14 protein-coding genes are annotated in these 14,459 nt (G+C 64.7%); 12 read left to right on the top strand and 2 right to left on the bottom strand.

Annotated elements, in window-relative coordinates; genetic code table 11:
• Both NTZ43_06910 and NTZ43_06905 read right to left on the bottom strand, forming a co-directional pair.
• Complete coding sequence (locus NTZ43_06910; protein MCX5766936.1) at positions 1–1,815, bottom strand: BatA and WFA domain-containing protein; 1,815 nt, start codon at positions 1,813–1,815, stop codon at positions 1–3.
• Positions 1,812–2,723 (bottom strand): DUF58 domain-containing protein, encoded by a 912-nt coding sequence (locus NTZ43_06905; GenBank protein MCX5766935.1) that lies wholly within the window; start codon positions 2,721–2,723, stop codon positions 1,812–1,814. Before NTZ43_06905 ends, NTZ43_06910 begins: the two co-directional genes overlap by 4 nt.
• A gap of 281 nt (positions 2,724–3,004) precedes the next feature.
• Here NTZ43_06905 and lepA point away from each other — a divergent pair, with 281 nt between their 5' ends.
• From lepA to NTZ43_06845, 12 genes are all read left to right on the top strand, one after another.
• The gene (gene lepA, locus NTZ43_06900; protein MCX5766934.1) at positions 3,005–4,801 is read left to right on the top strand and encodes a translation elongation factor 4; all 1,797 of its coding nucleotides are present in this window, start codon (positions 3,005–3,007) and stop codon (positions 4,799–4,801) included.
• Positions 4,802–4,923: 122 nt separating this feature from the next.
• Complete coding sequence (waaF, locus tag NTZ43_06895) at positions 4,924–5,958, top strand: lipopolysaccharide heptosyltransferase II (GenBank protein MCX5766933.1); 1,035 nt, start codon at positions 4,924–4,926, stop codon at positions 5,956–5,958.
• Between the two features lie 37 nt (positions 5,959–5,995).
• The gene (locus NTZ43_06890) at positions 5,996–6,982 is read left to right on the top strand and encodes an ROK family protein (GenBank protein MCX5766932.1); all 987 of its coding nucleotides are present in this window, start codon (positions 5,996–5,998) and stop codon (positions 6,980–6,982) included.
• A 6-nt stretch (positions 6,983–6,988) separates the two neighbouring features.
• On the top strand, positions 6,989–7,978 hold the full coding sequence (locus NTZ43_06885) for a hypothetical protein (protein ID MCX5766931.1): 990 nt from the start codon (positions 6,989–6,991) through the stop codon (positions 7,976–7,978).
• Positions 7,975–8,868, top strand: coding sequence for a hypothetical protein (locus NTZ43_06880; GenBank protein MCX5766930.1), 894 nt, complete (start codon positions 7,975–7,977; stop codon positions 8,866–8,868). The genes NTZ43_06885 and NTZ43_06880 overlap by 4 nt, the downstream gene beginning before the upstream one ends.
• Positions 8,865–9,416: a hypothetical protein gene (locus tag NTZ43_06875; protein MCX5766929.1), complete on the top strand. Its 552-nt coding sequence runs from the start codon at positions 8,865–8,867 to the stop codon at positions 9,414–9,416. Before NTZ43_06880 ends, NTZ43_06875 begins: the two co-directional genes overlap by 4 nt.
• On the top strand, positions 9,416–9,718 hold the full coding sequence (locus NTZ43_06870) for a hypothetical protein (GenBank protein ID MCX5766928.1): 303 nt from the start codon (positions 9,416–9,418) through the stop codon (positions 9,716–9,718). The genes NTZ43_06875 and NTZ43_06870 overlap by 1 nt, the downstream gene beginning before the upstream one ends.
• 8 nt (positions 9,719–9,726) lie before the next feature.
• Positions 9,727–10,884, top strand: coding sequence for a PLP-dependent aspartate aminotransferase family protein (locus NTZ43_06865; protein MCX5766927.1), 1,158 nt, complete (start codon positions 9,727–9,729; stop codon positions 10,882–10,884).
• Between the two features lie 3 nt (positions 10,885–10,887).
• Complete coding sequence (ftsE, locus tag NTZ43_06860) at positions 10,888–11,586, top strand: cell division ATP-binding protein FtsE (protein MCX5766926.1); 699 nt, start codon at positions 10,888–10,890, stop codon at positions 11,584–11,586.
• On the top strand, positions 11,583–12,431 hold the full coding sequence (locus NTZ43_06855; protein MCX5766925.1) for a permease-like cell division protein FtsX: 849 nt from the start codon (positions 11,583–11,585) through the stop codon (positions 12,429–12,431). The genes ftsE and NTZ43_06855 overlap by 4 nt, the downstream gene beginning before the upstream one ends.
• 2 nt (positions 12,432–12,433) lie before the next feature.
• Complete coding sequence (locus NTZ43_06850; GenBank protein ID MCX5766924.1) at positions 12,434–13,663, top strand: peptidoglycan DD-metalloendopeptidase family protein; 1,230 nt, start codon at positions 12,434–12,436, stop codon at positions 13,661–13,663.
• A partial coding sequence (locus NTZ43_06845; protein ID MCX5766923.1) for a deoxyribonuclease IV occupies positions 13,660–14,459 on the top strand: 800 nt, incomplete at its 3' end. The genes NTZ43_06850 and NTZ43_06845, both read left to right, overlap by 4 nt.

The raw sequence follows: 14,459 nt of genomic DNA, 5'->3' as shown, positions 1-14,459 counted from the left end.
CTACTCGGCGCGACGCGCAGCCGGCGCGCGCGCCACCCACGCCTCGAGGGCGAGGAGGGCGAGGGCCAGCCAGAGGAACGCGCCCTCGAGGGTGCGACGTCCCGACACTGTGAATGCTGCCGCCGTCCAGCGCGCGACGTCTGCGCTCACCGTGGCATCGCCACCGGTGAAGCGTGCGCGAAGGAGCGTCGGCGTCAGTCGTGCAAGATCGCTTTCGGCGGCCTCCACGTTGACCACCAATGCGCCAGCACGCGCCGTGCCGCGACGCCAGAAGTACACGCCCACGCGATCCGGCGCCGCCATGCGCGCGTCGCGCACAGGACGCACCGAACCATCCGGCATCTCCAGTTCGCGCGCCCACGGTGGACGCGACACGATCGCGCCTGGCGCAACATCGGTCACCGCCCCCGCCTCACCCGCGAGTCGCTCGGCCACGGCCGCGCCGAGCCAAGGCACCCAGCTCGCTCGGAGCGGCAAGTCGGTGGCGTCCGCCGAGAGTGGCGAGGCGACGAGGACGTAGCCGTCACCCGCAACGGCCCACGGATCGCCGCCCACACGAGCAAGCGTGTCGGCAGCGCCCGCTTCGAGCACACCGCGCGGCTCGAGTGCGTACCACTTGGTAGCGGTGACGTTGGCGAGCCCCGCGCCGCGCACCGGCGCTGGTCCGCTGTGGGCCGCGCCGTACCGCCACGGAATGTTCGCACGTTCGAGGGCGCGATTGGCGGCTGAAATCTGCACAGGGTCTGTGGGCGCAAAGATCACGCCCGGCCGCCGCGCAGCCTCCGCGCTCGTGAGCGCAACATCAGCGCCGCGTGTGACGCGCCCTTCTTGCACGAGCGCATCGACGGCGGTGCGACCAAAGGCACCCGCGCCGGCCTCAGCGACGACGCTCGGAGCCGCACCCACATGCACGGCAAAGAAGCGCTGATCGTCGCCGCGCAGTTCGTCTGGTTCGAGCTCCACACTTCCGGAGAGCCATCCGCGCTCGGAAGGATCGAGCCGCACGACGAGATCCGCCCCCGGCGCTGCACTGCCGCGTGCCGTGGAGCGCGCACCAACTGCCACGCGATAGGTGACGCTGTCGGTGGATGATGTGGCCGCTCGCACCGCACCGCGCGGCGTCCAGTGCGCGGGCTCAGCGGCCGCGCGAAGCACAGCGCGATTGCGCGGCACGGCCCCCGGCACCGCGTACACGGTGGCGGTGACATCGTCGAGCTGCAGCGTGGTGGTCCACGCGCTCGCCTGTGCGTCGGTCACGATGGCAATCTGTCGCGCAGGAATGCCCGCGCCCTTCACGAGTTGAACAGCGCGCGCTACTGCGGCGCGCAAATCTCCGGCACCCGCGAGTGGTTCTGCACGATCGAGCGCGGCGCGCACGGTGGGGGTCGTCGCACCCACGACGCGCGCGTCCGCGGTGACGAGCCAGAGCCGGTCGCCGCTGTTGGCGCGGGCCACCACGCCACGCGCGGCGTCTTTGAGCCGAGCGAGCACCGGCGCACCGTCCACAACGGCCGACGTGCTGAGCGAGTTGTCGAGTACAATCGCGAGCGCCGTTGGTGCGTGCCCGCCGCCAAAGAGACGCCCCACCGGCCGTGCGGCGGCGAATGCCAACGACAGCACGATCGCCACCCGCAACACCATCAGCAACAAGTTGCGGATTTTGAGTTCGCGCGAGTGCTCACGCGCCGCGCGGAGCATATAGCGCACGGCGGGAAAGTCGATCTTTTCACCGGTGCGGTGGCGTAGCAGATGGAGCACCAACGGCACGGCGGCAGCTGCGGTGAGGATCAGCGCGAATGGCGCGAGAAAACTCACGGCAACGCCTGTCGCGCGGCAAAGGCCGCGCGCAACGGCACGCCAAAGGGTTGGTCGGTAAAGACCGGCATGTACGATGCGCCACTGGCCGCGAGACGCGAGCGCCACTCGCTCATCGCCATCTCCACCGTGTCGCGATACGCTTCGCGCATTTCACTCACGGTGGCGTGCACCGCCGACGGACCTTCGGTGTCCACGAGTTCCACTTCGTTGGCGTCGAGCGAGAGATCGCGCTCCACCGGATCCATGATGTGCAACACCGTGACATCATGCCCCACGGCGCGCATCACTGCGATGGCGTCGGCCATGGCCGATTCGTCCACGAGTAGATCGCTGATGATCACGGAGAGCCCTGGGCGCTGCACGAGTGCTGCCGCCTGCACGATGGCTGACGATGCATCGGAACCAGCCCCAGCCCCTGGATCGTCGAGTGCGGCAACGATACGGCGCCATTGGGCCGTCCGACCGCGCGGCGGAATCACCGTGCGCACTGCATCGTCAAAACGAATGAGCCCAACGCCGTCACGCTGCTGGAGCAGCAACCACGCCACGGCGGCCGCGACCAGTTCCGCATAGGCAAGCTTGGTGAGCCGCTGCGGCGAGCCGGTCCAGACCATCGACTTGCTCACGTCGAGCACGATGGTGGCGCGCAGGTTGGTTTCTTCTTCGTACTGTTTGATCAGCCACTTGTCGGCGCGCGCCACGACCTTCCAGTCGATGTAGCGCAGGTCGTCGCCGGGCTGGTACGCCCGATGCTCGGCGAACTCCACCGAGAACCCCTTCTTGGGCGATTTGTGTAGCCCCGTGAGGAACCCCTCGACCACCCATCGGGCGACGATTTCGATGCGACCCAACGCCGCCAGAGAGGCGGGGTCGATTTGGTCGGCGCGATTGCGGGAGAGTGCCATGGACGGACGGAAAGGTAGCGATGGGGGAGTGGGCACCCAAGTAACGGAGGGGAGGGAGGGTTCGCTGAGGAGGAGGTCAACTGAACTGCGGGTAGGCCGTTTTCCGTAGTTGTTTTTCCGTTGTCGGGTGCCAAGACTCGGCTGAAACGGACAACCGACCACGGCAAACGGTCTACGGCAAACCATCGACGGCAGTTGTAGTTCAGCACCACCCCCAGCTCCGCCCCTGCACCCATTATATTAAAAGGCTATCTCAGAACGCCCTCATTTCCCGGCCATCCGTGCAGCTCGACCATATTCGCAACTTCTGCATCGTCGCCCATATCGATCATGGCAAGTCGACACTCGCCGACCGCCTGATCGAAGCCACGGGCATGCTTCAGAAGCGGGAAATGAAGGCCCAGGTGCTCGACACCCTCGACCTCGAGCGTGAGCGCGGCATCACCATCAAGCTCAATGCCGTGCGCATGAGCTACTTGGCCAAAAATGGCCAGCAGTTCGAGCTCAACCTCATCGACACACCAGGGCACGTGGACTTCACGTACGAAGTCTCGCGCTCCCTCGCTGCCTGCGAAGGGGCGATTCTCGTGGTCGATGCGTCACAGGGGATTCAGGCGCAGACGCTGTCGAACCTCTTCCTGGCCATGGAAGCGGGACTCGAGATTATCCCGATCCTCAACAAGATCGACCTCCCCGGCGCTGAGCCGGAGAAGCGTCGCGACGAAGTCGTCGGGCTCTTGGGCTGCAAGCCGGAAGACATTCTGTTCGTGAGCGCCAAGGAAGGGCTCGGCGTTCCCGAACTGCTCGAAGAAATCGTCAAGAAAGTGCCGCCGCCCTCGGGCAATCCCGACGCGCCGCTGCGCGCGCTCGTGTATGACTCGTACTATGACCGCTACCGCGGCGCTATTCCGAGCATCCGTGTGGTAGACGGCACCATCAAGAAGGGCACCAAGATCACCTTCGGCACCAACGACGGTGTGTACGAAGTGCAGGAAGTGGGATACAACCAGCTCCGTCAGGTGCCGACCGACATTCTGACCGCGGGCGAAGTGGGCTACGTGGTGGCCGCCGTGCGCTCCGTCAAGGAAACGCGCGCGGGCGATACCGTGTTTGACCAAGACAACCGCGCCGCTGAGGCGCTGCCGGGCTATCAGGCGGTGCGCTCATTCGTATTTGCGGGCGTGTACCCCACCGACACCCAGCAATACGAAACGCTGCGCGACGCACTCGAAAAACTCCAACTCAACGACGCGTCGCTGCAGTACGAGCCGGAAACGTCCACGGCGCTGGGCTTTGGCTTCCGCTGCGGATTCCTCGGCCTGCTGCACATGGAGATTGTGCGCGAGCGCCTCGAACGTGAGTTCGATCTCTCGCTTGTCACCACGGTGCCGAGCGTGGAGTACAAGGTTTATAAGACCGACGGCGAGATGGAGCTGATTGAGAATCCCGCGCTGATGCCAAGCGCGCAGGTGATCGATTACGTCGAAGAACCGTATGTGAAGGCGCGCATCATGGTGCCGTCCGAATACATCGGCGCCATTATGACTCTCGGCACCGAACGCCGCGGCATGTACATGGGCATGAAGTACATCGACACCGTGCGCGTGGAGTTCGACTGGGAGTTTCCGCTCGGTGAGATCATTCTCGATTTCTTTGACAAGATGAAATCGGTGAGCCGCGGCTACGCGAGCCTCGACTACGAGATGCTCGAGTACCGCCGGAGCGACCTCGTGCGGTTGGACATGCTCATTAACGGCGACCCGATTGACGCGTTCTCGGTGATTACGCACCGCGACAAGGCGTACGACTGGGGTCGCAAGATTGCCGACAAGCTCAAGGAACTGATTCCGCGCCAGCTGTTTGAGGTGGCCATTCAGGCCGCGATCGGCGTGAAGGTGATTGCGCGCACCACGGTGAAGCCGCTCCGGAAAGACGTGCTCGCCAAGTGCTACGGCGGCGACATCACCCGGAAGCGGAAGCTCCTGGAGAAGCAGAAGGAAGGCAAAAAGCGGATGAAGCAGGTGGGATCGGTGGAGATCCCGCAGGAAGCGTTCTTGGCGGTGCTGCAGGTTGACTAACGACGGCTGAGAGGAGACGGTTAACCGTGATCGGTTGACGGTAAACCGTTTACGACCTACCACCGGCTCGTTTCGATCGCGTTGCTCGCCATTCACGCGCCAGCTTCCAGTCTACCGTCACTTTGTCTCAGTCCTTTCTCGTCCTACAGACGTCTTTCCTCGGCGACTTGGTGCTCACCACGCCGCTGATTGCCGCGCTGGCTGAGCGCGGCGCGGTAGACGTGGTCACGACCCCCGCCGGTGCGCCGCTGCTCGCCAATCATCCGGCGGTTCGGCAGGTGCTGGTGTACGACAAGCGGCGGAGTGACGCGGGGCTCGCCGGTGTGTGGCGCTTGGCGCGCCAGTTGCGAGCGAATCGGTACGACGCGGCCTTTTGCGCGCAGGGTTCGGCGCGCACTGCGGCACTCGCTCGACTCGCGGGGATTCCGCGTGTGACTGGCTTCAGCACCAGCGGCGGGAAGTGGCTCTACACGGAGCGCGTTCCGTACGACAAGACCGCCCATCACGCTGCACGACTGTTGCAGTTGGCGGGGCACGCGGCGGCGGCGAGCGGCAATGCCGACGTGGGCAGCGCGGGCGGCGAGGTGCAACCGCACCTCTATCCCGGCTCCACCGAACAGCGTGAGGTTGATCAACTCTTGCACGACGTGCCGCGCGATGGCGCGCACCTCCTCGCGCTCGCGCCTGGCAGCATCTGGGGCACCAAACGGTGGCCGCACTTCCCCGCCCTCGCGGCGAGATTGGCGCCAGTGTATCGGATTGTGGTGGTTGGCGGCAAAGAAGACGCGCCGCTAGCGGCAGAGATTGCGCGTGTCGCGGGGCCGGAGCGCGTGGTGGATGCCACCGGCCGCCTGTCGTTGCTTGCGAGCGCCGAACTGATCGGACGGTGCGCGGCCATTGTCACCAATGATTCGGCGCCGCAACACTTGGCCAGCGCGATGGGCACACCGACGCTCACGATTTACGGTCCCACGGTGCCAGCCTTTGGCTTTGGGCCGCTCGCCCCGCGGCATGCCGTGGCGGAGCGGCACGGACTCCCCTGTCGGCCGTGCGACGGTCACGGGCCGCAGCGATGCCCGCTCGTGCACTGGCGTTGTATGCAAGAGCAGGCGGTAGGTGATATTGAAGGCGCGGTGCACGAGTTGCTCCGGCCGTAAGTCCGTATTTCTGCGGCATTCCCCCACCTCCCGGCACGTGCCCACTTCTCGTTACATCATCGGCGTTGACCTCGGCGGCACCAAGATTTCGGTTGGTGCTATGCTGGCGAGCGGCGGTCGCGTGATTGCGCATCACACCGAGCCCACTCTCGCGCGCGAAGGCGCCGACGACGTCACGGCGCGCATTGCGCGGTGCATCGAAGTCGTGATTGCGGCGACCTGCGCCGAAACCGGCGCCACACGCGCGGACTTTGCCGGCGTGGGGCTTGGCGCCCCCGGCCCGCTCGACCGCCAGAAGGGATTGGTGATTGTGGCGCCGAATCTCGGATGGACCAACTACCCGTTGAGCGACACGATCTCCGCGGCCGTCAAGCTCCCGGCCACACTCGACAACGACGCCAACTGCGCGACCGTGGGTGAATGGTGGATGGGTGCGGCCCAAGGCGCGCGGCACGTGGTGGGCATGACGATCGGCACTGGCATCGGCGGCGGCCTCATTTTGAACGGCGAGTTGTACCACGGGGCAAGCGACGTGGCTGGCGAAATCGGGCATACCACCATCGACTCCACCGGTCGTCGTTGCGCGTGCGGCAACTATGGATGTCTTGAGGCCTACGCCTCGGGGCCGGCCATCGCCGAGCGGGCGCGCGAGGCGCTGTTGGGCGGCGAGCCGTCGTCGTTGCTGACGATGGCGGGGGGCGACGTGTCGCTCATCACGGCGCAGACGGTGTACGAGGCCGCGAAGGCGGGCGATCGGATTGCAGCGGAGGTGGTGCGCGAGACGGCTCGGTTTATTGGCGCCGGTGTGGCGAACCTCCTCAACCTATTTAATCCCGAAGTCGTGGTGCTCGCCGGTGGCGTGGCGCAGGCCGGAGAGGATTTGTTCGGCCCGATGCGCGCCGAAGTGCGGCGTCGCGCGTTCAAGCCAGCGGTGGACGCCTGTCGCATTGTGCCAGGAGCGCTCGGCAGTACAGCGGGCGTGGTGGGTGCCGTGAAGACGTTTCTTATGCAGCACCCCGGCTGAGTTCGCGTGCGGCGCAAGCGCATGGGGGTTATCGGGACGTTCGTCTGGGATGTCATCCACGGACGTGATCCGGCGCGCGCGCCTGTTGAGGAATGGGGCGGCATTACCTACGCGCTGAGCGCGTTCGACGCCGCGCTGCCCGACGACTGGGAACTCGTGCCGCTGGTGAAAGTCGGCGAAGATCTGGCGGCGCAGGCTCAACTCTTCGTGCGGAGCCTCCGGCGCCTGGCGCCCGACGCAGCGCCGATCGTCGTACCCTACCGGAATAACCGCGTTGAACTGTTTTACACCGACGCGGAACGCCGGAGCGAGGTGCTCACCGGCGGTATTCCTGGCTGGAGCTGGATTGGCCTCGCACCGCTGATTCGTGATTGCGACGCACTGTACGTCAATCTGATTAGCGGATTTGAGCTCGACCTCGAAACCGCGCAACTGCTGCGACAGCATTTTGCCGGTCCCATCTATTGTGATCTGCACTCGCTGGTGCTCGCCGTGCAGGCCGACGGGCTGCGCACCCTGCGCCCGATTCCGAACGTGGCGCAATGGTGTCGTTGTTTTGACGTCTTACAGGTGAACGAAGACGAAATGTCGATGCTCGCCCCCGACCCCATGTCGTTGGCGGCCACGGCTTTGGCCAACGGGGTGCAGAATTTGGTGGTAACCCTTGGCGCGCGCGGGGCGGCGTATTTTGCCGCCCCTTCATTTGAGAGGCTGTCGGACATTCGCCGTGACGCGGCTCGGACCGCGCGGCCGGCGATGGACGGCGCCATCAAGACGGCGCGGGTGGCGCCGGGATTGACGCGCGTCGGAAGTCAAGATGGCGACCCGACAGGTTGTGGCGATGTTTGGGGCGCCACCTATTACTCTCGGCTGGTCGCCGGTGATAGATTTTTGGACGCGATGCAGGCTGCACTCGTTGCCGCAGCGCGTAACGTCGAGCACCGGGGAGCCACCGGACTCGCACATTACCTTCGCGGAGAACTGAGCGTCTCGTGACCGCCGTCATCACCGTTCCGACCTCGCTGGATGATCTGTCGTTTGAACAGGTCATCGAGCAACTGGCGCCGCACCCGCCAGAGGACAAGGTGATCATTGACTGCCGTCACTGCGCCTTCTCGACGCCATTCGGGCTCACGGCGTTGCTGACGCTCGCACAGACGCGCGCCACCAAACCGACGCTGCTCGCACCTGACGACCTCGACAAATCGTCGTACTGGGCGCGCGCGGGCTTCTTCAAGTACGCCGAAGACCTCTACGACATTCAGGGCACGGTGCCGCGCGCACGATCGGCGGGCGAGAGCGACGTGCTCCTTGAAGTGCAGCCGATTGCCGAGAGTAACGATGTGCACCGCGTGGTGGAGCACATTCAGGTGCGGGCGGCGCAGATTCTCACCACCAGACTGCACCTCGAGTCGCGCGCGACGATGGGGTTCACGATGGCGCTGTCGGAAGCCTGCCAGAACATTGTGGAGCACGCGGGACGCGGCGGCTGGGTGATGGTGCAGGTGTACAACTACCGCAAGCGGATCGGGCGCAAAGTGGCGGTCATTGCCGTGTGCGATGCCGGTATTGGATTCCGGCGCTCGCTCGAAAGTGGCAATCGCCGTCCAGAAACCGATCGGTGGAATGACCGCATGGCACTCGAAGAAGCGGTGCTGCGCGGCGTGAGCCGGTTATCTGACCTCGGGCGCGGCCAGGGCATCAAGGGCATAAGAGCGTACATGGCCCGCCGCGACGGCAAACTGACGGTGCGCAGTGGCACCGCTCGCTTGGCGCTCGTGCCGGACTGGGACGATGATTATCCGGTCCGCGAAAACCTGCCGGCGTTCCCTGGCTCGCAGATGCAGATTTTGATTCCCGAAGCGCTGCAGCCGGAGCAGCCATGACGCACATCGACGTGGGTTCGGTGCTGCGGCACTCGGCCAATGTGCCCTACGCGGATCTCGTCACGCGCACGACGGGTGCTGCCGTGCGGAAGTGCATCGAACGCGAGCTCTCCGAGTTGCATGACGGCGACGTGGCCTTTCTCGATTTTTCGCACATCGGGATGATGGACTACTCGTGCGCCGACGAAGTGGTCGCCAAGCTCCTGATGTCGCCGATGTCGCGTCACCGCGATCACGGCTACGTGGTATTCCACGGCATCACCGACGCGCACCTCGAGGCCATTGAGGATGTGCTGCACCATCACGGGCTCGCGCTGGTCGTGCACTTTGCCGACGGCGGTGCCCGCTTGGTTGGCGCCGTGAACGCGGATGAGCGCTTCGTCTGGGAGATGGTCTACGCCCAAGGCAACTCGGTCGCCACACTGCTGGCTGAAGTTGCGGGACGGGAGATCGAAGCCATGACGCAGTTGCTCGACGTCCTGTACCGTCGCCGCCTCCTGCGTTTTGATGGCGCCTCCTACTCGGCGCCCAGTCTGGCTCAGAGCTAGTGGCGTACAACCCGCCGCTGCAAGTGGTCGGGTTTATCGCGACACGCGCCGCCGACGCTGAGCGGGGCCCCTTGCTGTTGATTCGGAGCGATGACGCCGCACTACGCGGCGTTGAGCCGGGTATCTTGGTGTGGGTATACGGACCGCACCGGCACGAACTGGCGCCGGTGCAGATCGACGAGAACTTGCCGCGCGGCGGAGTCGTGGTGCGGGATCTCGCTGGCATCGTCCTCACCGACGTGGTGCGCCTCGTCAAAGTCGATTCAGAACGTCAGTTTCAGTTGCCACCTCTCAAGCCGTAAGCCAACCGATGAGCAAAAAGAAAGCACATCACGGCCTTTCTACCGTAGCCATTCACGGTGGTGCCGATCCGCGGAAAGCCGGCGATCCCGTCGCGCCGCCGCTCGTCCAGTCCGTCAACTACCTGCAGGAAATCGGCACCGGCGCGGGCCTCAAGTACACGCGCTATGGCAACACGCCGAACTCCGAACGCTTGCAGAAGCGACTGGCACTGCTCGAAGGCGCCGAGGCGTCGCTCGTGCTCGGGAGCGGGATGGGCGCTACGGCGTGCGCGATGCTGGCCCTGCTCCGCCCCGGCGATCACCTGCTCGCGAGCGCCTACATCTACGGCGGCACGTTCAAGTTGTTCACCGAAGAGTTCGTGCGGCACGGCATCGACGTGACGCTCGTGGACCCGCTGGAGCCGCGCGCTTGGCGCAAGCGACTCCGCAAGGAAACGCGCGCCATCTTTATTGAGTCGCCGGTGAACCCCACCTGCCGCGTGCTCGACATGCGCCCCATTTCGTATCTCACCAAGGAAGTGGGACTCGCGCTGGTGGTTGACTCCACCTTCGCGTCGCCGGTGAACTTCCGGCCGATCGAACACGGCGCGGACGTTGTGATTCATTCCGCCACCAAGTACTTGAACGGCCACCACGATTCGATGGCCGGTGTCGTGTGCGGCACGGAGCCGTACATTCAGGAAGTGCTCCACAAAATGATGGTGTGGGGACAGGCACCGGATCCCTTTGCCATGTGGCTGCTGGAGCGCGGCATGAAGACGCTCGACGTGCGCGTGCGCCGGCAGAACGACAACGCCATGCGCATCGCCAACTGGTGTGCTGACCGCAAGGAGATCAAACGGGTGCACTACCCTGGCCTCTCCGACCATCCGGATCACGAGGTGGCACGCGCCATGCTCGACGGCTTTGGTGGCATGATGGCGATCGAACTGACCGGCGGCGGCAAAGCCGCCGACAAGTTCCTGCGCCGCCTCAAGCTCTTTCAGCACGCGCCGAGTTTAGGTGGCGTGGACTCGCTGGTGTGCGAGCCGCGCTACACGTCGCACGCGGCCATGACCAGCGAAGAGCGCACACGCCTCGGGATTCCCGATGGCTTTCTGCGTTTGTCGATCGGCATCGAAGACGCCGATGACATTATTGCCGACATCGAACTCGCGCTCAAGTAAGGCATGATTCGATTTACGCGCGTCACCAAGGAGTTCCCCCGCACTGGGCTGGCGTTGAAAGAGGTGTCGTTTCATCTCGCCCGCGGCGAGTTCACCTTTCTCACCGGGCCCAGCGGCGCGGGCAAGAGTACGATCCTCAAGCTCATCTACCTCGAGGAGCGGCCGACCGCGGGTGAAGTGAAAATTGCTGGCGCGAGCTCGGTGACCATCCGCAATAAGGATGTGCCGCGCGTGCGTCGCAAAATGGGCGTCGTTTTTCAGGACTTCCGCCTGCTCGAAGACCGCACCGTCGAAGAGAACATTGGCTTTGCGCTCGAAGTGACCGGTGTGGGGCACGCCACCATTCAACTCAAGGTGGCGCGACTGCTCCAGCAAGTCGGGCTCTCGTCCAAAGGGCCGTCGCTGCCGCGAGAACTCTCGGGCGGCGAGCAGCAGCGCGTGGCGATTGCACGTGCGTTGGCCAACGACCCGGTGCTCATTGTGGCCGATGAACCTACGGGCAACCTCGACGAACGCGCCACGCGCGGCATCTTCCAGCTACTCAAAGACATCAATGCCGCCGGCACCACGGTCTTGATGGCGACGCACGATCTCGAGCTCGTCCGCTCGACGCAGTACCGCACCATCGAGTTGAACCACGGGCAGATTGTGTTCGATTCACGCGCCGATGTCACGCCCCCAGACGCCGGAGCGTCCGTATGAGACTCGCCTGGCGCGAAGCACTCCTCGCCTTCAAGCGTGCGCCGATGCTCAGCGCACTCAGCATTACCACCATCGCGTTCTCGCTGTTTGCGTTTGGACTCTTCGGACTCGTGGCGCTCAACATCCGAAAGGCGCTTGTCGAAGTGGAAGAGCGGGTGGAAGTCCGCGCGTTTATTGTGGACGGCACCACGAGCGAATCCACGGGCGCCGCCATCGCGGACGTGCGCGCGTTCCCCGAAGTGGCGTCGGTCACACTGGTGACACCGGAGCAGGCGCTGGAACGTGCGCGCCTCGAACTGGGTGAGTTCAAAGACGTGTTCGACCCAGGCATCCTTCCCGCGTCGCTCGATGTGCGCCTCAAGGATGGCATGCGAGACCCCGCCACGGTGCACGCCGTCGCCGAGCGCGTGAAGACATACGATTTTATTGATGACGTGCGCTATGGCGAAGAGTGGGTGGAGAAGCTCCACCGCATTCGCAACGTGGCGACGCTTGCCGGCATTCTCCTAGGGCTCACCTTTGCCACGGTGGCCATCGTCATTATTGGCTCGACCATCCGGATGGCTATTTTGGCGCGCGCGCGCGAAATCGCCATTATGCGGCTCGTGGGAGCCACGGACAGCTTTATCCGAAGTCCGTTCTTGATCGAAGGCGCCCTCAAGGGGTTGCTCGGCGGCCTGCTCGCGCTGGCCTTTGCTTGGATCGCGAACTACGTGATTGGCCACTTCGTGTTCCGCGCTGACTTCTTTGACATCCGGCTTTCTGTGCTCGGCGTGCTCGGCGGTGCCCTCATCGGCGTGTTTGGGAGTGCGCTCAGCGTCGGTCGTCACTTGAGGGAAGTCTGAGCGTGGCACCCCGCGCGGTGCGCCGCGCGACCGCCTTGCTCTGCCTGGCGGTTGGCGGCGCGGCACCTGCCTTTGCGCAACAGCAGCCGCCGGTGGCGCCTGCACCGCAGAGCGCCGCCGACCGTATTCGCGCGCAACGCGAGGAGCTCGAAAAAATCCGGAGCGAGCGCGCGGATTTGCAGCGGCGCATGCGCGAGTTGCAGAACACCGTGCATGACTTGGGCGAGGAGCGCACGAACATCGAGCGGCAGCGCGAAGCCACCGCACGCGCGCTGCGCTCGCTCGACTCGCAAATCAACTCGCTCGGCGCCGAAGAAAAAGGCACGAGCAGCGACCTCGTACACGCGCAGGATGAACTCGCGGTCAAACGCGCCCTACTGCAGCACCGCGTGCGGGAGATCTATAAGCGCGGCGCCATGTATTCGGTGGAAGCGTTCATTTCCGCGCAGTCGTTTGGCGAGCTGGTGGCGCGCTACAAGTATTTGCATCTAGTGGCGCAGCGCGACCGCGCCCTGGTGCTGCGCGTCGAAACGCTCGGCATGCTCATCGGCCGCCAGCGCGAGACGCTGGTGCAGCTCAAGAACGAAGTCGAAATGTCTCGGCAGGAAAAAGCCGACGAAGAAAAACGTCTGCGTTCGCTCGAAGACCAACGCACCCGCAGCCTTGCGCAGGCGCAGGCCAAACAGAAGCAGACCGAAGAGCGTCTGCAACAAATTGCGCGCGACGAATCGCGGCTCTCGAACCTCATCACTACGCTCGAGACGGAGCGGCGACGTGTGGCAGGCCGCGCGGGCAATCCGCCCGCCAGCACGAGCACGCTCAAAACGAGCGACATCGGCAAGCTCGACTGGCCCGTGGATGGCGAGATTCTCTATCGCTTTGGCCGCGCGATCAATCCGAACAACACCACCATTCGCTGGAATGGCGTGGGGATCGCGGCGCCCGCAAACAGTACGGTGCGCGCCGTGGCCGCGGGTACGGTCGCTGAAGTGTTGCAGAACTTCGGCACGTACGGGCCAACGATTGTGATGCAGCACGGCGGTGGGTCGTACTCGATTTACAGTTCGCTCGGCGTCATCCAGGTGGCCAAGGGCGCGCGCATCAACAAGGGACAGGCCATTGGCACGGTCGGCACCACCGACCCGGAACTCGGGCCGCATTTGCACTTTGAGATTCGCCCGGAAGGGCGGCAGGCTGTCGATCCACTAGAGTGGCTGCGGACGCGCAAGTGAGCGCCCCGCTAGGCGCGCACATCTCCGCCGCGGGCGGCATACCGCTGACCCCAGCCCGCGCCACAGACATTGGCGCGACGGCGATGCAAGTGTTCACGAAGCAAGCCAACCGCTGGGCTGAGCGTGACGTGGAGCCCGCGGAAGCACAGGCCTTTCGTGAAGGACTGGCCACGAGCGGCGTGCAGTTCACGAATGCGCACGACAGCTATCTAATCAATCTCGCGTCGCCTAACCCGGAGCTGCGCGCCAAGTCGATTGAGTCCTTTGCGGCGGAGTTGCGGCGCTGTCATGCGCTCGGTCTTGATGCGCTGGTGAGCCATCCGGGCAACTTTATGGATGAGCGCGAGGCCGGGATAGCGCGCAACGCGGATGCGATTGCGCAGGTGCTGGAGCGGGAACAGGGTTCGACGCGGCTGCTGATGGAGCTCACAGCCGGCCAGGGCACCGTGATTGGATCGACATTCGAGGAAATGGCGGCGTTGCTCGAGTTGATTCCCGCCACGCTGCGCACGCGTGTTGGCGTGTGCCTCGACACGGCGCATGTGTTTGCCGCCGGCTACGACCTGGTGGGCGATTTCGATGGCGTCTGGCAGCGGTTTGGTGATGTCATTGGCTTTGAGCGGCTCGGGCTCATTCACCTCAACGACTCCAAGGCGCCCCTTGGGTCGCACAAGGACCGGCACGAGCTGATTGGGGTAGGGATGATCGGGGACGAGCCGTTTCGGCGCCTCATGACCGACCCCCGCCTCGCGACGGTCCCCAAGCTGCTCGAGACCCCCAAAGGGGATGATATGGT

The organism is Gemmatimonadota bacterium (assembly GCA_026387915.1).
Taxonomy (GTDB): domain Bacteria; phylum Gemmatimonadota; class Gemmatimonadetes; order Gemmatimonadales; family Gemmatimonadaceae; genus Fen-1231.
The sequence above is the reverse complement of the archived record's forward strand: the minus strand, read 5'-3'. Positions and strand labels throughout refer to the sequence as shown.